Annotated in this window: 17 protein-coding genes and 1 pseudogene; 9 read left to right on the top strand and 9 right to left on the bottom strand. The window is 66.3% G+C overall.

What is annotated here, in order from left to right; genetic code table 11:
• Positions 1-56: 56 nt before the first annotated feature.
• From AWC17_RS33990 to AWC17_RS09560, 4 genes and pseudogenes are all read right to left on the bottom strand, one after another.
• Positions 57-1,160: pseudogene (locus tag AWC17_RS33990) on the bottom strand (acyl-CoA dehydrogenase family protein); the annotation flags it as partial.
• Positions 1,157-2,647, bottom strand: coding sequence for a class I adenylate-forming enzyme family protein (locus AWC17_RS09550; protein WP_085164575.1), 1,491 nt, complete (start codon positions 2,645-2,647; stop codon positions 1,157-1,159). The pseudogene AWC17_RS33990 and the gene AWC17_RS09550, both read right to left, overlap by 4 nt.
• Before the next feature lie 25 nt (positions 2,648-2,672).
• Positions 2,673-3,893 carry a cytochrome P450 gene (locus AWC17_RS09555; protein WP_011724889.1) on the bottom strand — a complete coding sequence of 407 codons (1,221 nt, stop codon included), beginning with the start codon at positions 3,891-3,893 and terminating at the stop codon, positions 2,673-2,675.
• 26 nt (positions 3,894-3,919) lie between these two features.
• Complete coding sequence (locus AWC17_RS09560; protein ID WP_011724890.1) at positions 3,920-5,074, bottom strand: thiolase family protein; 1,155 nt, start codon at positions 5,072-5,074, stop codon at positions 3,920-3,922.
• Positions 5,075-5,247: 173 nt separating this feature from the next.
• On the opposite strand from AWC17_RS09560, the gene AWC17_RS09565 reads away from it, so the two are divergent.
• Together AWC17_RS09565 and AWC17_RS09570 are read left to right on the top strand one after the other, a co-directional pair.
• The gene (locus AWC17_RS09565) at positions 5,248-6,747 is read left to right on the top strand and encodes a class I adenylate-forming enzyme family protein (protein ID WP_085164577.1); all 1,500 of its coding nucleotides are present in this window, start codon (positions 5,248-5,250) and stop codon (positions 6,745-6,747) included.
• Between the two features lie 33 nt (positions 6,748-6,780).
• Entirely contained in the window at positions 6,781-7,083 is a 303-nt protein-coding gene (locus AWC17_RS09570; protein WP_047322072.1) for a hypothetical protein, read from the top strand.
• 67 nt (positions 7,084-7,150) lie between these two features.
• Here AWC17_RS09570 and AWC17_RS09575 read toward each other — a convergent pair whose 3' ends face one another.
• The gene (locus AWC17_RS09575; RefSeq protein WP_085164579.1) at positions 7,151-8,092 is read right to left on the bottom strand and encodes a class I SAM-dependent methyltransferase; all 942 of its coding nucleotides are present in this window, start codon (positions 8,090-8,092) and stop codon (positions 7,151-7,153) included.
• A 98-nt stretch (positions 8,093-8,190) separates the two neighbouring features.
• Positions 8,191-9,420, bottom strand: coding sequence for an amidohydrolase family protein (locus tag AWC17_RS09580; RefSeq protein ID WP_062906507.1), 1,230 nt, complete (start codon positions 9,418-9,420; stop codon positions 8,191-8,193).
• A 147-nt stretch (positions 9,421-9,567) separates the two neighbouring features.
• On the opposite strand from AWC17_RS09580, the gene AWC17_RS09585 reads away from it, so the two are divergent.
• From AWC17_RS09585 to AWC17_RS32620, 4 genes are read left to right on the top strand one after another with little or no spacing between them, the layout of a single operon-like run.
• Entirely contained in the window at positions 9,568-10,188 is a 621-nt protein-coding gene (locus AWC17_RS09585) for a TetR/AcrR family transcriptional regulator (RefSeq protein ID WP_011724894.1), read from the top strand.
• The gene (locus tag AWC17_RS09590; protein WP_011724895.1) at positions 10,185-10,625 is read left to right on the top strand and encodes a pyridoxamine 5'-phosphate oxidase family protein; all 441 of its coding nucleotides are present in this window, start codon (positions 10,185-10,187) and stop codon (positions 10,623-10,625) included. Before AWC17_RS09585 ends, AWC17_RS09590 begins: the two co-directional genes overlap by 4 nt.
• Positions 10,618-10,977, top strand: coding sequence for a hypothetical protein (locus AWC17_RS09595; RefSeq protein ID WP_231614140.1), 360 nt, complete (start codon positions 10,618-10,620; stop codon positions 10,975-10,977). The genes AWC17_RS09590 and AWC17_RS09595 overlap by 8 nt, the downstream gene beginning before the upstream one ends.
• A 36-nt stretch (positions 10,978-11,013) precedes the next feature.
• Positions 11,014-11,160, top strand: a complete 147-nt coding sequence (locus AWC17_RS32620; protein ID WP_011724897.1) for a hypothetical protein — start codon at positions 11,014-11,016, stop codon at positions 11,158-11,160.
• A gap of 5 nt (positions 11,161-11,165) precedes the next feature.
• On the opposite strand, the gene AWC17_RS09600 is transcribed toward AWC17_RS32620, so the two are convergent.
• From AWC17_RS09600 to AWC17_RS09610, 3 genes are read right to left on the bottom strand one after another with little or no spacing between them, the layout of a single operon-like run.
• On the bottom strand, positions 11,166-12,188 hold the full coding sequence (locus AWC17_RS09600; protein ID WP_011724898.1) for a DUF2889 domain-containing protein: 1,023 nt from the start codon (positions 12,186-12,188) through the stop codon (positions 11,166-11,168).
• A gap of 10 nt (positions 12,189-12,198) precedes the next feature.
• The gene (locus AWC17_RS09605; RefSeq protein ID WP_009953784.1) at positions 12,199-12,633 is read right to left on the bottom strand and encodes a Zn-ribbon domain-containing OB-fold protein; all 435 of its coding nucleotides are present in this window, start codon (positions 12,631-12,633) and stop codon (positions 12,199-12,201) included.
• A 1-nt stretch (position 12,634) separates the two neighbouring features.
• Positions 12,635-13,822: a thiolase family protein gene (locus AWC17_RS09610; protein ID WP_011724899.1), complete on the bottom strand. Its 1,188-nt coding sequence runs from the start codon at positions 13,820-13,822 to the stop codon at positions 12,635-12,637.
• A gap of 110 nt (positions 13,823-13,932) precedes the next feature.
• Here AWC17_RS09610 and AWC17_RS09615 point away from each other — a divergent pair, with 110 nt between their 5' ends.
• The 3 genes from AWC17_RS09615 to AWC17_RS09625 are packed head-to-tail and all read left to right on the top strand — an operon-like array spanning position 13,933 to position 17,147.
• On the top strand, positions 13,933-14,391 hold the full coding sequence (locus AWC17_RS09615; protein ID WP_085164581.1) for a MaoC family dehydratase: 459 nt from the start codon (positions 13,933-13,935) through the stop codon (positions 14,389-14,391).
• Complete coding sequence (locus AWC17_RS09620) at positions 14,385-15,581, top strand: thiolase family protein (RefSeq protein WP_176213649.1); 1,197 nt, start codon at positions 14,385-14,387, stop codon at positions 15,579-15,581. The genes AWC17_RS09615 and AWC17_RS09620 overlap by 7 nt, the downstream gene beginning before the upstream one ends.
• A gap of 3 nt (positions 15,582-15,584) precedes the next feature.
• The gene (locus AWC17_RS09625) at positions 15,585-17,147 is read left to right on the top strand and encodes a class I adenylate-forming enzyme family protein (RefSeq protein WP_011724902.1); all 1,563 of its coding nucleotides are present in this window, start codon (positions 15,585-15,587) and stop codon (positions 17,145-17,147) included.
• Positions 17,148-17,150: the final 3 nt, after the last annotated feature.

The following is a 17,150-nucleotide window of genomic DNA, read 5'->3' on the forward strand; positions in this document are numbered from 1 at the left end:
GTCGACGGGTCCAGCGTCGATAGCCGGTCCCAGTGCTGGCCCGGGGCGCCGAGGAGCACCTCGTCCGTGCGGGCGCGCCGGAAGTACAGGTGTGCGGAATCCTCCCAGGTAAAGCCGATGCCGCCGTGAATCTGGACGTTTGCCTTAGTCGCGTTGCGCAGCGCCTCTGAGCAGACCGCCTTGGCCATGCTCGCCCGCCAGCCCGCTTCGCCGGCGGCCGCGGAGTCCGGATCGTCGAGAGCTTCCAGGGCCGCCTGTGAGGCCGAGCGCGCCCACTCGAGATCGACCAGCATGTCGGCGCACTTGTGCTTGATGGCCTGAAAGCTGCCGATCTGCCGTCCGAACTGCTCACGCGTGCGGGCATAGTCGGTGGCGATCTCGAGCACCCGCTCGCAGGCGCCGACCTGTTCCGCCGAGAGCACCGCCAGCGCAATGTCGACGTTGCGGTCGACGACGTCGCCAAGGGGTGCGTCGCCGGACAGCCGCAGCGCCGGCGCCGAGCTCAGCGTGATGGTGGCCATCGGCCTGGTGCGGTCGAGCACGCGTTCGGCCTCCGCGACGACGCTGTCGATAGTCGGGTCGAGCAGGAACACCGCCGGCTCGCCATCTTCGTCGATGGCGACCACGACGAGGTCGTCGGCAACGGAGCCGCCCAGCACGTGGCGTACCGTGCCGTCGATGTTCCAATCATCCCCGGCGCGAGCGGCGCGCAGGGTCACCGCGGACCGTCGCCACAACCCGCCGTCGCCGGTAAGGGCTGCGGCGGCGGTGCGGCGACCTTCGATGAGCCCGGTGAGTCGCTTGTCCGCATCCGGGTCGCGCTCGGTCAGGTCGAGCAGCAGGCCGGTGGCCAGCACCGTGGAACCGACGAACGGCACCGGGGCCAGCGCGCGGCCGAGTTCGTGAGCGACCACACCCAGCGCGGACACTCCGTAACCTGCGCCGCCCAGGTGTTCGGGCAGCGCGATGCCGGCCACCCCCACCTGATTGCACAGCACGTCCCACAGCACCGTGTCGAAGCCGGAATGCCCGTCTCCGCCGCCGCGGTTGCCCTCGGCGTATGCGACGGCGCGCACTCGGTCCTCGGATGCCAGTCGCTCACAGGCGGAGCGCACCGATTGCGCGAGTTCCTGACGCTCGTCAGCGGACAACGCCGTCATCGGGTTCCTCCTGCGATCTGCCGGGCCAGCTCGGACTTGGCGACCTTGCCGAGCCCTGTCAGCGGGAACTCGTCGACGAGGACGAGCCGCTCGGGCCACTTCTGCTTCATCAGCCCGCGTTGGTCGAGGAACGTGCAGAGCTCGTCGAGGGTGACGTCGCGATGGCGTGGCGAACGACGCACGACCGCGCACACGAGCTCGCCGCGCAGTTCGTCGGGCTGGCCGAGCACGGCGATTTCGTCGACCAGGGGGTGGGCCAGCAGTTCGTTCTCGATCTCGTCGGGGGCGACGTTCTCGCCCTTGCGAATGATCAAATCCTTGGTGCGGCCGGTGACCACGATGCGGCCGTCCGGGCGAAGGTGTCCCCGGTCGCCGCTGCGGAACCACCCGTCCGCGGTGAGCGCGTCGGCCCACTGGTCGTGCTGCAGGTATCCCGCTGTCAGGTTGGCGCCGCGCAACTCGATCTCGCCGTTCGCCCCGATCCGCACCTGCGATCCAGGGATAGGCCGGCCGGCGCTGTTGGCCAGTTGCTCGTCGGTGTCGGTGGCCTCGCTGACGCAGATCATCGGCGCCTCGGTCATCCCGTAGGCATGCACGACGGGTACGCGTAGGTGTTCACGCACCTGCTTGTGCACCTCGGGCGGACACGGGGCACCCCCGCCGATCAGCATCCGCAGCGACGGCACCAGCAATTCGGTTGTCGGCGCGGCCATCTGGGCGGCCAGCAGCATCTGGTAGAACGCGGTGCTCGCTCCGGTCACCGTCACCTGATGTTCGGCGAGCACCCGGGGCAGGTCGGCTGCGGAAACTTTGGGGATGAGCACTACGGGAAAGCCGCCGAACAGAGCGGTGGCGAGGTAGACCATGCCGCCGATGTGTGCGATGGGAAAGGCGATCGTGCCGACTTCCCGCGGATGGCTGCCCACGCCGAGATGCGCGACATAACCGCGGGCGGCGCTGAGCAAGGTGGCGTCGGAGTGGCGGACGGCTTTCGGGCGGCCGGTGGTGCCCGACGTGAAGTACACCCAGCGCGGCTCCGCTGCGGAGGGGAGCGCTTCGTACTCGGCGCTTGTAGCCGGTGACGTCTGGAGTCGGCGGACAAGGTCGGCAGGCACCATGATTGTCGGTAGCCCTGGTGCGGCATTGGCGGCCGTCGACTCATCAACCAGCAGGATGTCAGCGCGCGCGACGTCGACCGCCGCGCACACCTCGCGGCACCGATAGAGGTGTAACACCGGGGCCTGCACAACGGGCATGCGGGCCAGCGCCAGCATCGCCACCGCCGCGTTGACGTGTGAGGGTAGCTGCCAGGCGACCGTCATGCCGGGACGTACACCGGCATCTGTCAGCCATCCCGCGGCAGCCGAAGCCAGTCCGGTGACCTGCGACACGGTGAGTGTCTCGCCGTCGACGTCGCGCAGCAGCGGACGATCCGGCCGGCCGGCGGCACACTCGTCCAGCAGCCCGGCGATGGTGCCAGCCGTCACCGCGTTCTCCCGTCCCGGCCGGCCGTCAGCCCACCCGCGGCCCGGGCGTGAAACTGACCGGCAGTTCGCGCACGGCGTACACCTCGCCCGCGTCCTCGAACAGTTTCGCCTCACCGGCCAACTCGAAGTCGGGTAGCCGCTTGAGCACCTGGGTGATCATCACGTCGAACATCAGCTTGGCATAGTGCGAGCCAAGGCAGCGGTGCATGCCCACACCGAAAGCCATGTGCTTCTTGGCATTTGGGCGATCGAGGTCGAGTTCGTCGGGGTTCTCGAACATTGCGGGGTCACGGTTCGCCGCAGCCCACATCAGGATCGCCCGGTCGCCCTGGCACAGGTGTTGGCCGTGAAAGTCGGCGTCGCGCGAGACGGTGCGCGCCAGGCCGAGCGTCGGCGTGTACAGGCGCAGCAGCTCATCGGTGGACTTCTTCACCAGGCTCGGATCAGCGGTGAACTTGGCGCGCAGCTCGGCGTCCTTGCACAGCCGCAACAGCACATTGGCGGTGAAGCCACTGGTGGTGTCCATACCACCGAGCATCATCAGCACGGTGTACATGGTGATCTGGCCATCGTCGAGCGGTTCGCCGTTCAGCGTCCCGCGCAGGATGTCGCTGAACAGGTCATCACCGAGTCCCTCGGCCCGACGCTGCTCCATGTGCTTGACAATCTCGCCGAACATCTCCATCCCCGCGATTCCGGCCTTCTCCGGGTCATGGGCACGGTCGTGCACGGTGGTGTGCACCCAGCCGACCCAGTCCATGAACCGCGACTCGTCGAAGTTCAACAGCCGCAAGATCAACCGCGCCGGCAGCGGCGTCGTCAGCTCACCGACCAGGTCACAACCACCGCGCTCGATGAAGGCGTCGATCGCCTCATTGGTCATCTCGATGGCTGACTCACGAAACCGTTCCGCCGAACCCGGCGAGAACCGCTTGAGGGTGACCTCGCGCAACTCCTGGGTCTCGGGAGGATCCGACTCGATCGGCAGGATCGGCAAGGGCAGCTCACTGGCGGGCACACCGACCGAGGGGAAAGAGTTGAACAGGTCGTCGTCGCGGGCCGCTTCGAAAACCGATGCGTAGTCGACCAGCGCCCAAAAGCCTTCGTAGTGCTCGGAATGTGCTACTGGACAGCCGGATTCGCGCATCTCACGGAACCGGCCGTAGGGGTCATCGCGAAACTCGGGTGAGTGGTGGTCGAGGTCGACCTCGGCGCGCGGGCGCGATTCCGCCTGGGTGTCGGTCATCGGCAGTACTCCCTTCGGGATGGCGGCTACTTGGACAAGATGGCGACGGCTGCGGTTCCGGGTGCCCCGTACAGCTGGGCCAGCCCGACCTGCGGATCGTTCGGCACCTGACGGTCACCGGCGGTGCCGCGCAGTTGCTGGACCAGCTCGTAGACCTGGCGAAGGCCGGATGCACCGACCGGTTCGCCGTTGGCCAGCAGGCCGCCGTCGGTGTTGATAGGCAGCCGTCCGCCGATCTTGGTGGCGCCGTCAGCGAGCAGCGCCTCCTGTTCGCCGTCCTTGCACAGCCCCGTCTCGGCCATGTGGATGATCTCGGAACCCGAGTCGGTGTCCTGCAATTGCGCGACGTCGACGTCCTCGGGACCTATCCCGGCCAATTCGTAGGCGGCGCGGGCGGCCTCGGCGGTGGTGCCGGGCACGATCGGCAGCTCGATCGAGGTACGCAGCAGTTCGTAGGCGCCTTCGCGGCGGCTGCGCAGCGCGGTGGAGCGCAGGTAGATCGGAGAGTCGGTGTACTGCTTGGCTTTATCGGCCCGACACACCACGACGGCGGCGGCGCCTTCGTTCGGGTTGCAGTACATGTATTGACGCAGCGGTGCGTTCACGACCGGAGAGCTCAGGATCGCGTCGACGCTCATCGGCTTGCGGCGCCATGCATGCGGCGCCAGCGCTCCGTTGTCGAAGTTCTTGGCGGCAACGCGGGCCAGGGTCTCCTCGGTGATGCCGTGATCGTGCATGTAGCGCATGATCTTGGTGCCGAAGTAATGCGTGGTCAGGAACATGCCCTGATCGCCGTACCACTGCGGCAACCCCGATACCGACGGGTCGGCACCGAAGGCGCCGCGCGGATGCTTGTCCAGCCCGACGCCGACCGCAATGTCGGCTTCGCCGAGTTGGACGTCTCGGGCGGCCAGGGTCAACAGCGAGTTTCCGGTCGCGCAGCCGCTCAACGTGGCCCGCGCCGGGAGGCCAGTCATCCCTGCCAACCCCGTCACCGCCTCGGGATTGGCCACCTCGAGGCTGCCCGCATACAGGCTGCCCACGTCGGACCACGCCACCCCGGCATCGCGCAGTGCCCTGCTGATCGCCACGGCGCCCATCTCCAGCGCCGACCGGTCCTCGTACCGCCCGAACGGGTGAAGTCCAACGCCGATGATGGCGATGTCGGGCGTGCTGCTCATCGTGTTCCTTCCGGCAGGCGTCACCGTCGAACCAGCCGTTGACGGGAGCGCGCGTTGACTCAGATACCACTAAGCCTATAACTATATATCTGATTAGTCGGTGCGGGTCTAGAATCGGATCGCTGCGCACTAACGGCGTTAGGGCATCAACTCGCAGGTGAGGGCTGAGGGCGTTGAGTATTTCTTTGCTGCTGGAGATGGCGGCGTCGGGTGATCCCGACCGGGTTGCCGTGGTGGACGGCGACATTCGATTGACCACTGTCGACCTCAGCGAGCTCGCCGACGGCGGTGCAGGCGTTATCGCCGCATCCGGGGCATCCCATGTCGCTTACGTCGGCACCGGCGGAGTACTACTCCCGCTGCTGCTGTTCTCTTCGGCGCGCGCGAACACAGCGTTCACGCCGCTGAATTATCGGCTGAGTCCAGAGGGGCTGCGCGAACTCATCGATCGGCTGCCCTCGCCGTTGGTCGTGGTCGACGCCGAGTACCGCGACATCGGGGCCGGTTTCGGCCAGCGGGTGATGACGTCCGACGAGTTCATCGAGGCCGCGCGATCCACCGAGCCGGTCTCGGTCTTCGCCGACCCCGACGACGTGGCGGTCGTGTTGTTCACCTCGGGTACCACGTCGCGGCCCAAAGCCGTTGAGCTGACTCACAACAACCTGACCAGTTATGTCACCGGCACTGTCGAATTCGGTTCCGCCGATCCCGCCGATGCGGCGCTGGTGTGCGTCCCGCCATATCACATCGCGGGGGTCGGGGCCGCATTGTCAAACCTGTATGCCGGACGGGCGATCGTGTACCTGCGCCGGTTCGATCCGCACGAATGGGTTCGACTGGTCCGCGACGAGCGGGTCACCACCGCAACGGTGGTGCCGACCATGCTGTCCCGCATCGTGGCGGTCCTCGAGGAGCAGTCTGCCGAGCTTCCGACGCTGCGCAACTTCGCGTACGGCGGATCGAAGGTGGCGCGACCCCTGGTCCGAAGGGCGCTTGACCTGCTACCGCAGGTCGGCTTCGTCAACGCCTACGGGCTGACCGAGACCAGTTCGACCATTGCGGTGCTCACACCCGACGACCATCGCCTGGCCCACGAGGCGCGAGACGACGCCGTCGCCCGTCGACTGACTTCGGTCGGTCGACCGGTCCCCGGCATCGAGGTGCAGATTCGCGCGGAGGACGGCACCGTGCTGGGGCCGGGCGAGACGGGTGAGCTGTTCGTTCGCGGCCCTCAGGTCTCGGGCCGTTACACCGAGATCGGTTCGGTGCTCGATGACCACGGCTGGTTCGCGACCAGGGACGTCGCGATGCTGGATGAGGATGGCTACCTGTTCATCGGAGGGCGGTCCGACGACACCATCATCCGCGGCGGCGAGAATATCGCCCCGTCGGAGGTCGAGGACGTGCTCATTGAGCACCCCGACGTCCGCGAGGTTGTCGTCGTCGGCCTGGATGACGCCGAGTGGGGGCAGGCCATCGTAGCGGTGATCGTGCCCGAGTCAGGCACCGCGCCGGCACCCGAGCGGCTGCGCGAGTTCGCCCGCAGCAAGCTGCGCGGGTCCCGCACGCCGGACCGCATCGTGTTCCGGGATGAGCTGCCGACCACGCCGACCGGCAAGGTGCTGCGCCGGGAGATCCTCGAAGACCTCAAACCGGCGGCAGCCGAGCACTGAATCCGTCTCCCAGACAACAACAAGGAGTCCGACATGATCAAGAACGGCACGCGCCTGCGGAGCCAGGTGTGTGATACCCAGGTGATCGTCGTCAAAGCCGCTGACAGCCTCGACGATCTGCATTGCGGGGGCCGGCCGATGCTGCCACTGGACGCCGAGCGGCCCGCCGACGCCACGCTCGACCCGGCCTTCGCCGACGGCACCACGATGGGCAAGCGCTACGTCGACGACGGCGACGCCGAGGTGCTGGTCACCAAGGCCGGCGCCGGTTCACTCAGCGTCGGGGGAAAGCCGTTGGCGCTCAAGGAAGCCAAGCCGCTGCCTGCCAGCGACTGACAGCGAATGGGGAGTGGCCGCCGTCTCGAGGCCAGGCCGTTTAGCATATCGGTGCGGGTCGTTGGGGTCAGCGCAGCCGGCCTTCGACGAACACGCTTTCCGGGACGGCGGCATCGAGGCCCGCCGGGACGGCTCGGTTGCTTGCGGCCATCAGATCCTCTGCGCTCGTCGCAGCGGTGACAGTCCAGCCATGCGCTTGCAGCCAGTCGACGACCTCGGTTCGCTCTTCTTCATAGAGCAGGTTGCCAGACTCGGTAATGTCTTTGCCGCCCAGCCTGATTGCGGCCTGTCGGTAGCGTTCCGTTTGCTCCTCGCGGCGCGCGAAACTCTCTGGGCTGAAGAACTCGTTGGTGAACGCTTCGACCGCGACACGGCTCCCGGGAGCGCTGAGCGACTGGATTCGATCGAACAACAGGCCCTGGGCATCGGCTGTTAGATAAGGCAACAGCCCTTCGGCCGACCACGCCGTCGGGGCCGACGCGTCAAACCCGGCCTGCGCCAGTGCCTTCGGCCAATCCAGACGGAGGTCGATGCCGACGCTGACATGAGAAGCGATCGAGTCGACCGCATGCGATTTCAAGGTGCCGATCTTGAATTCCAGCACCTTCGGCTGATCGATCTCGTAGACCACACACCCAGCCGGCCAGGCGAGTCGCCAGGCGCGTGAGTCCAGACCGGCCGCCAGGATCACGATCTGCCGGATACCTTCGCCGGCCGCCGCCAGAAAGTAGTCGTCGAAGAACTTCGTCCGGCACGCCGTATAGCCCAGCATCGCCTGCATCCGGTCCTCGAATTGTGGATCGGCACCGACCAATTCGGCCGGTAACTCATCGTCCAGATAAACCCGCCAGATGCCGTCGCCGGCCGCTTCGAGGAACAGTTTTGCGTAGGGATCGCTGATCAGCGGATCGGCGCTTCTGGTCTCCGCGGCCCGCCCGCCGGCAACCCCTAACGCGGTAGCGCCGACGCTCTCATTGATGTCCCACGTGTCATTGTCGGTTCTGGCCATAACGGTCCCTTTCGTGGCTCTCGGCGAAACGAGCTATTCCGAGCCTACCCGAAAAGTTAGCCGTGCTTACTAAAGGGACCATTAGCGCTGCGTGTACCTCAGGCGTTCGCCAATTGCGGGGGCTTGACGGCCTCCGGGTCGGGGTTGGCGATCGGCAGCCCCATGAAGCGACGGGCGTTGTCACCCATGAAGTCATAGGTGCGGCGCTCGTCCATACCCTCGGCGTACTGCCAATAGCGCTTTGGCTCCGCCAAGCCTTCGGGATGCGGCCAATCCGAGCCGAACATCACCTTGTCCCATCCGACGGTCTGTACGACGTCGGCCACGGAACCCTCCCAGAACGGGCTGACCCAGATGTTGCGTCGGAACACGTCGTGCGGATGCTCGGGGAAGTTCTGCGGCATCTTGCCGTATGTCGATTGCAGGTCGTCGAACAGCGGCTTGATCCACGCGCTGCCGTTCTCCACGCTGGCGATGCGCAGCTTCGGGAACCGGGTCAACGTGCCGTGGCAGATCAGGCTGGTCAACATGTCGGCGATCTCGCGGTGGCCCAGCGCCGTCCACTTGAACGCCGACATCTCGAACGCGCTGCTGGTCGACGGCGGCTCCCACCTGTCGATGTACTCCTGCAGCGGAGGTTGGCTGGCGTGCAACACGATTGGCAGGCCTGCGTCCTCGACGTCGCGCCAGAACGGGTCGAACTCGGGAAGCGCGGGGGAGCGCCACCCCTTGTAGCCATTCACCGGCGCCGGCTTGATCAGCGCGACCTTGGCGCCGTTGTCCAGGATGTACTCGAGTTCGCGACGCGCTTCGTCCACGAGTCCCAGGGTGAGTACCGGTGTCGAGTAGACGCGGTTGGCATGGCTGAAGCCCCAGTGCTCCAGCATCCACTGGTTGAGGGCATGGATGATCGCCACCGTCAGGTCGGGATCCTCGGCCGCCGAATGCTCGACCAGATTGGCCAGCGTGGGGTAGTTCAGGCACGCGTCGACGCCCTGGCGGTCGAGTTCGGCGATCCGGTCTTCGGGGTTGCGCGCGCCCGGCGGGGTGTCGATGCCACGACCGGACATCTCTCGCATCGACAGGCCCTCGGGGTTTTGGCCCGAGTAGAACTTCTCGTGCGCGCCGGGGGCTGCGACCCGCTCGAACGTCGGGTTCGGCATGTAGTCGGTGATCTTGTTCAGGATCGCGATGCGGGTGTGCCTGCCGATCTGGACGAACTGCACCTTGGACTGGAACTCCTTCGGCAGATATTTCGTCAGCGCATCGGGGGTCTCATACATGTGCTGGTCGGCATCGAAGATCGGTGCGTCGGTGAACTGCGTCATCGTGGTGCCTCTCGCTACTCGACTTTGGGCTTGGCTATGAGCTTCGCCGAACTTGACACTTGTGTCAAGTTCAGATGATTCCGGGCCACGATTTGTCGAATAGGTGCATTGATTGCAGTTGACGACACTGTCATATAAAGTCGCCGCATGACGGTGACCTCGGCTTCGGCCACCGAACGGGAATCGGACCCCACCCGCGGTGAGCGCACCCGCGCGGCGATCCTGAACGCCAGTCGCCGTCTGTTTCTGGAACGCGGCTACGCGGGCACGCCGATCAATGCGATCACTGAGGCGTGTGGCATCTCTCGGGCCGGCTTCTACACCTACTTCAAAGACAAGCGCGAGATCTTCAACGTCCTCGGCAAGAACGCCTACCGCGAAGCCCTAGCCGTCATCGGGGAATGGGCCGAGGCCGACGCAGCGTTCGGCCCAGCCGACATCCGGGCCTGGGTCGGTCATTACTTCGACTACATGGATCACCACGGTGCGTTCGTACTCGCTTCGGCGCAGTCGGCACCCGACGACGACGATTTCCGAAACTCCCGCAACCGCATGGTGACTCGGGCGTCGTGGAAGCTTGGCCAGGCGATTGCCGGAAACGGCACACACTCGCCAGACGCCATCGGCGTCGCGGTGATGGGGCTGCTGGACCGCGCCTGGCACACGGTGCACCGGCAGACCGTGGCCGTCGACCGCGACGAGATGATCGCGGTGGTCGCGGAGATGATCCTCGCGATGGCGGTTACGTCCGGGCCGCTCGCGTCGTGACCCCGCTGTCGCTCGACGCGCCGGACGTCATCGAGCTCCTCCATGCCCACCACCGCGTGTTTCTCTTCTGCCGCGACGGCGCCGGACGTCCGATCGGCTACGCCATGCGTTCGGTCGCCTATCGCTCCGCCACCCGCTGCCTCTACTTCGCCACCTACGCCAAGAGCGCCAAGGTCCGACACCTGCGCTCGGCTCCCGAGGTCGCCTGCTTAGTCGGCGACGACGAGGGTTGGGTCTCTGTTTATGGTCATGCGTCCGTCTACCAACCGTCCGCAGCCGAGGTCGACGAACTCATCGGCGAAAGCTCACCGGATCAACGCGTGCCGGAGACGGTCGTGACGAACGTCCGCGACCGCCTCCTCAGCGGCAAGCGGTGCTTCATCGGCCTGACGCTCAACCAGATCCGCGCCGCCGATCTCCCCGATCGACGTGCCTAATCCGCGCAGCTCCGGCCCGATTGCGATGGCCGAGGACGAACTAGCCGAGTTCTTGGCGCAAGGGCCGTCCGGCGCGATCTGTGTCGTCGACACCGACGGCCAGTTGCTGGCCCTACCGGCGCGGGTGGTCGACTTCGATTCCGCCACAATCGCCGTCGTCGTTGATGGTGTGAAGGGTGACGCCGCACAACGCGCTGAAATCCAGGCGTGCGTGGTGGCTGACACCTTCGCCGCCTATCGGGACATTCGCGGTGTGATCTCGCAGGGAACAGTGATCTGGCCACCCGCAACGAATCACGTGACCACGCTGACGGTTAGCCGCACACGTACGTTCTCGTTCGCCAACGCTTAGAGGATTGAACGCCGGAATTCTGGCTATTCAGTAGCCATGTCAGGATTCGATACCAGCCAACCGATCACCGACGAGGCGTCCCTCGAGGACATCGACGAGACTGACGGCGCGACCAAGCCGAAGTCCGCCACAGCTCCCGCTCAACCCGACGAGCTGGGCGACGCGACGCCCGGCCCGCGCTGACGCGCTCAGGCTTCCGTAACGAGGTGTATCAACGCCTCGGCATCGGCCATACTACGCAGCAGGTCGTTGAGATGGGTGCATGTGCTGGTGCCGTGTAATTCTCGGCGCACACGAAAGTGAAGTTCCTGCAACGTCATTCCGGTGATCCGCGCAGCACTGGCGACGGCTCCGGGGCATTCCTGCCACGGCAGCACGCGCGGTGTGGCCCGCGAATCGACGATGACGCCGGTCTCGGTGTCCACGACGGCGTCCAGGGTGTACTCGTGGATGATCGTCTCGACCCCGTCGCTTCGCACGTAGGTGTCGCGGAACATCGCATCGATGCCCACTCGTGACGGCGACTCACCCTGGTGGACGTCAATGCGGCGCCGGCGCCGCATGCCGTGAATTGGCAACGGCGACATCGCGTGCCACGCCCACGGGTCGCCGTCGTGATCAAGGTCGGGGGCAGGTGGGCCGGTGACGATCACCGGATCGCCCGCCTCGAACGACGTCATTAGCAGACCCCCGGTCGCGAAACCCGCACACTGGTCTGCGACCGGCAGGTAGTACCCGGACTTCGCGACGTCGCCGAGCAGGTTGGATGCCGACAGCGCGTGGCCGGAGATCAGCGTCGCGACCGGAACGTCGTCGAGCAGCGTATAGCGCAGATCGCGGGCTTGAAGCAGCTCGGGAGCCACCTTGTCGGCCGCCGCGCGAAACCCGCTCATCGCGGGCGCGCCCGCCAGCCGGGACATCGCGGCGACGGCTGGCGTCACCTCGACGTGACGGACGACGCGGGCGACCAGCTCGATGGTGGCCGAGAGTGTCGCGGAGCCGAGTTCGGTCGCCGTTTCGTCGCCGGCTGTCCACAGATCGCGCGCCCGCCCACTCAGATACACCGGGTCCAGCGAGCCCTCGTCGCGGGTCATGTCGATCGAGGTGGTCCGGCGCGCGGATCGCGGCCGGCGCGGCGGATTGCCGGTCGTGGGTTCGTGCACGCCGTGCAGGGGATGAAGCCCGAATTGCGGAGAGCCCAGGTCCGTCACCGAATGGACTCTAACTCTCCTCGGCCGGTCGGAACGCGAACGTCAGCAGCGACTGACCGTCGGCGGTCTCCAGGGTGGTGGTGGTCGAGACCAGGCGCTGGCCGATCCGCAGTTCATCGGCAGTCGCGTCGACGATCAGCGTCTCCACCAGCACGCCCTCGGCCAGCTCGACGAAGCCCACCACATACGGCTGGAACACTTTCGGATCCCGATTGCCCTTGTAGGGCAGCGGTGGCGGGAACTCCTGCGTTGTATAGGTGTACAACGTTCCCGCGGTAGACAATTCGATCGGCTCGATGTCCTGCTGAATGTCGGAGTCGCCGTCGAACAGCTCGGGCCGCTCTGCAGGGAACTTCACCGCACCCGACGAACGCCTGCGCGACGCGAACAGCACCGCACGGCCGCCGTCGACCCGGAACAGTCCCTCGGTGATCAGTGCGGTCATCTCAGGCCACCTCAATGACCATCGCGGCACCCATACCACCGCCGGCGCACATTGACAGCACGCCGATACCCCCACCGCGCCTGCGCAATTCGTAGATCGCCGAGGTGACCATGCGGGCGCCGGTTGCGGCGATCGGGTGGCCCAGGCTGATGCCCGAGCCGTAGACGTTGACGATCTCCTCGTCGAGACCGAGTTCGCGCGCACACGCCACCGCCTGAGCGGCGAACGCCTCGTTGATTTCGAATAGTGCGACATCCTCGAGCTTGCGGCCCGCCAACTCGAGCGCCTTCGGGATAGCTTTGATCGGCCCGCTGCCGGTCCGCGTCGGGTCCAGTCCGACCTGCGTCCAGGACAGCACGCTTGCCAGCACATCCTGCTGGGTGTCCGGGCTGGCCAGCGCGACCACTGCCGCGGCATCGTTGATCCCGGAGGAGTTTCCTGCCGTCACGGTGAAGCCTTCGATCTCAGGATGCAGCACCTTCAGCCCGGCAAGCGACTCCATCGAACTCCCGCGCCGTGGATGCTCGTCCTCGGCGAAGGTAATCACGCTGCCGTCGGCCTGGGGCACCTGGAGCGGGATGATCTCGTCGGTGAACGCCCCGGTGTCGATGGCCCTGATCGCGCGCTGATGGCTGCGCAGCGCCCAATTGTCCTGGTCCTCGCGGGTGATCCCGTACTGAAGGTTGCAGTTGTGCGCGACGGTGATGGACATGTCCATGGCGGGCGCTTCCGCAGTCGGCGGATGCGACTCGGGGAACCACTGCGCGTAGTCCTCGGGCGACTTGCCTGCGGTGAAGAGCTTGCGCTTCTGCATGATTGGGCCGGTCGACAGCGACTCCATACCGCCGGCCAGGATGGCGCGGCTCATCCCGGACGCGATCTGCCCGGCGCCCACGGCGATGGCCGAAAGACTCGATGCGCACTGGCGGTTGACGGCGAGCCCGGGAATGTCGAGCATGCCGAGGGCCACCGCGATGTAGCGGGCACTGTCGCCGCCGCCCTGCATGCTCTCGGCCAGCACCAGGTCGTCGAAGTCCGCCGCGTCCAGTCCGGAGCGTTCGACGACGGCCTGCACGACGGGTTTGGCGAGCTCGATCGCCGGCATGTTGGCCAGCGTGCCCTTGCGCGCCGTTCCGATCGGTGTGCGGGCAGCGGCCACGATCGCTGCGCGGGACGTGGTGGTGGCCATGTGTCTCCCAAGATCGTTAGAGTTGACGGGCTGCTTGCCCGACGAGCGACGCCAGTCTATACCGTTAAATAGATATCGGTATATCGGCGCAGGCGACGTTGGGAGCAGCGGTGAAAATGATCAGGTCCGTGGACGATGCACTCGCGACGATCGGTGAGGAACTGGGCGTCAGCCGGTGGGTGGAAATCGACCAGAGCCGGATCGACGCCTTCGCCGACGTCACGATGGATCATCAGTGGATCCACGTCGATGTCGAGAAGGCCGAGGCCGAAAGTCCTTACGGCGCAACGATCGCGCACGGCTTTCTCACGCTCTCGCTCATCCCCGGTGTGAGCAAGGACAACTACCGCGTCGAGAACGCCAAGATGGGCATCAACTACGGCCTGAACAAGGTGCGATTCCTGTCCGCGGTCACCGCCGGTAGCCGCATCCGAGTCCGGTCCGAGCTCGCCGACGCCACCAAGGTCGCCGACGACACCGTGAACCTGACCGTGCGACACACCGTCGAGATCGATGGAGTCGACAAACCGGCCGCCGTGGCCGAACTGATCGCGCGGTTCGTATGGTGACCGGTGGTCCGTTCGACGGCAAGGCCGTCCTGACCGGAGCGGGTAAGTCGCAGGTCGGCCGCAGGCTGGGCCGGACGGGATTGGACCTCACCCTCGAGGCTGTGCTGCGGGCGATCGCCGACGCCGGGCTGAGCGTCGACGACGTAGACGGGATCGCGAGTTACCCGGGACCGGGTGTGCCGGACGCGGGGTTCTCCGGAGCGACCGTCCAAGAGGTCCGCAACGCACTCGGACTGCGCACCCGCTGGTACGTCTCCGCGATGGAGACAGCGGGGCAGATCGGCCCGGCGATCGAGGCCTGCATGGCGGTCAGTCTCGGGCTGGCCAACCACGTCGTGGTCTACCGGTCGGTATGGGAATCCACCGCCGCGCAACAAGCCGGCGGCGGTCGGGCCTCGGTGCTGTTCGGCGGCGGGGAATTGCCCCCGCACCTGGAATGGACGGCGCCCTTTGGCGCACTGTCGGCGGCGAACTGGCTGGCGATGCCCGCCCAGCGCTACATGCACGACTTCGGCCTGACCCGCGAGCACCTCGGCCGCATCGCGATCAACGCCCGCACCAACGCCGGACTCAATCCCGATGCGGTCTATCGCGAACCGATGACGATGGACGACTACCTCGGTGCGCGGATGATCTCCGAGCCGCTGTGCCTCTATGACTGCGATGTGCCCTGCGACGGCGCCACCGCCGTGATCGTGTCGCGCCGTGACGCCGCCAACGGCCTGCCGCGACACCCGCTGACGGTGGAGTCCGTCGGGCCCGGGATGTTCGAGCGGGCGACCTGGGATCAGCGCGGCGACATCACCACGATGGCGGCGCACGATTCGGCGGCCACGCTGTGGGAGCACACCACCCTGACTCCCGCCGATGTCGACATGGCCCAGCTCTACGACGGCTTCTCCTTCCTGACCGTCATGTGGCTGGAAGCGATGGGCTTCTGCGAGCACGGCAAGGTCGGCGAATTCGTCGGCGACGGTTCGTCTATCGCACTGGACAGTTCGCTGCCGATCAACACCAGCGGCGGTCAACTCTCCGGCGGGCGACTACACGGAATGGGCTTCCTGCACGAGGCATGTGTGCAGTTGTGGGGCGAGGGCGGCGATCGGCAGGCGCCCCGCACCCCCGAGGTGGTGGCAGTCGGTGTGGGCGGCGGGCCGGTGGCTGGATCGATGCTGCTGAGTAGCCGGTAACTCATGTCGAGGGCCGAAGTCGACGACATGACGCTCGGTGACATCGTGACCGACAACGCAGCCCGCTTTCCCGACGTCGTCGCCTACCGGTACGGCCAGCGCACCGTGACCCACGCACAATTACGGGACCGGGCGGTCCGATTGGTGTCGGCGATGGCCGCGGCAGGGGTGAGGCGCCAGGACCGCATCGCAGTGTTGAGCCGCAACAGCATCGAGTTCGGCGAACTGAACGCAGCCGCCCAACTCGGCGGAATTATCATGGCCACCATCAACTTTCGGCTTTCGCCTCCCGAGATGGATGATGCGCTGCGGCGCGTCGCCCCGTCGATCGTGTTCTGCGCCGCCGAGTTCGTGCCGGTGATCGGCGATCTCATCGCGGATATGCCGTCGCCACCGATGTTGGTGGTCATCGGCGGACAAGCTCCGCAGGGGATCACGGGCTACGAACGATTTGTGGAGGAAGGCGGTAGCGGCGAGCCCGAGTTCGTGGCCCGGCCTGACGACATCGCGTATCTGCTGTTCACCAGCGGCACGACCGGCGCATCCAAGTGCTGCATCCTCGGACAGCGAGAGATGCGCCGGGTCGCATTCACGATGAACAACGAGATGCGTTGCGGCAGCGCCGATCGCGGGCTGATCAATATGCCGATGTTCCACTTCGGTGCGCTTGGGATTATCGGTGGACTGCATGCTCGAGGCGGAACCGTGGTGCTGCAGCAACAGTTCGACGCGGCCGATGCGGTGCGGCTGATCGCCGACGAGCGCATCACGGTGCTGCATCTGGCGCCGGTCATGCTCAGGGCGCTCCTCGATGAGGTGAGCGATCGCTTGGCGGTGGAATCGGTTCGCACGGTGGTCTATTCGGCCGCGCCGATGACCGCGGCTATCCTGCGGCGGGCACTCGCCGTTCTGCCGGACGCGGGTTTCCTCAACCTTTACGGACAGACGGAAGTCATTGTCTCTGGACTGCCCCGGGAACTGCACATCCTCGACGACCCCAACGCTGCCGAGCGGCTGAGCTCGGTTGGCTTCCCATTTCCCGACACCCGGGTACGTGTGGTCGGTGCGGACGGTGGCGTCCTGCCCGTGGGGCAGGCAGGTGAGATCGTCGTGCGGTCCGACTCGATGTTCCGCGGCTACTGGCAGGACGCGGCGGCAACGCAGGCGACGCTGCGGGACGGGTGGTGTCGCACCGGCGACATGGGTCGACTGGACGAGCGCGGGCTGCTCTATTTGATGGACCGCAAGAAGGACGTGATCATCAGCGGCGGGGAGAATATTTATTCGCCCGAGGTCGAGGATGCAGTCAGTGCGGTTGACGGGGTGGCCGCTTGCGCCGTCGTCGGGGTGCCCGACGACAAGTGGGGCGAGGCGGTCTGCGCCGTTGTGGTGCCGCGCGGCGGTGCGTCGCCGACGCTGGAAATGGTGCAAGAGGGGGTCCGGCAGCGGTTGGCGCGCTACAAGGTGCCTCGTCGACTGGTGTTGGTCGCCGATCTGCCTGTACTGGCCAGCGGCAAGGTGGACAAGAAGCGACTGCGCGCCGAGCTGAAGGCCGCCGCCGGCTGAGCT

Source organism: Mycobacterium nebraskense, assembly GCF_002102255.1.
In the GTDB taxonomy this organism is placed as follows: Bacteria; Actinomycetota; Actinomycetes; order Mycobacteriales; family Mycobacteriaceae; genus Mycobacterium; species Mycobacterium nebraskense.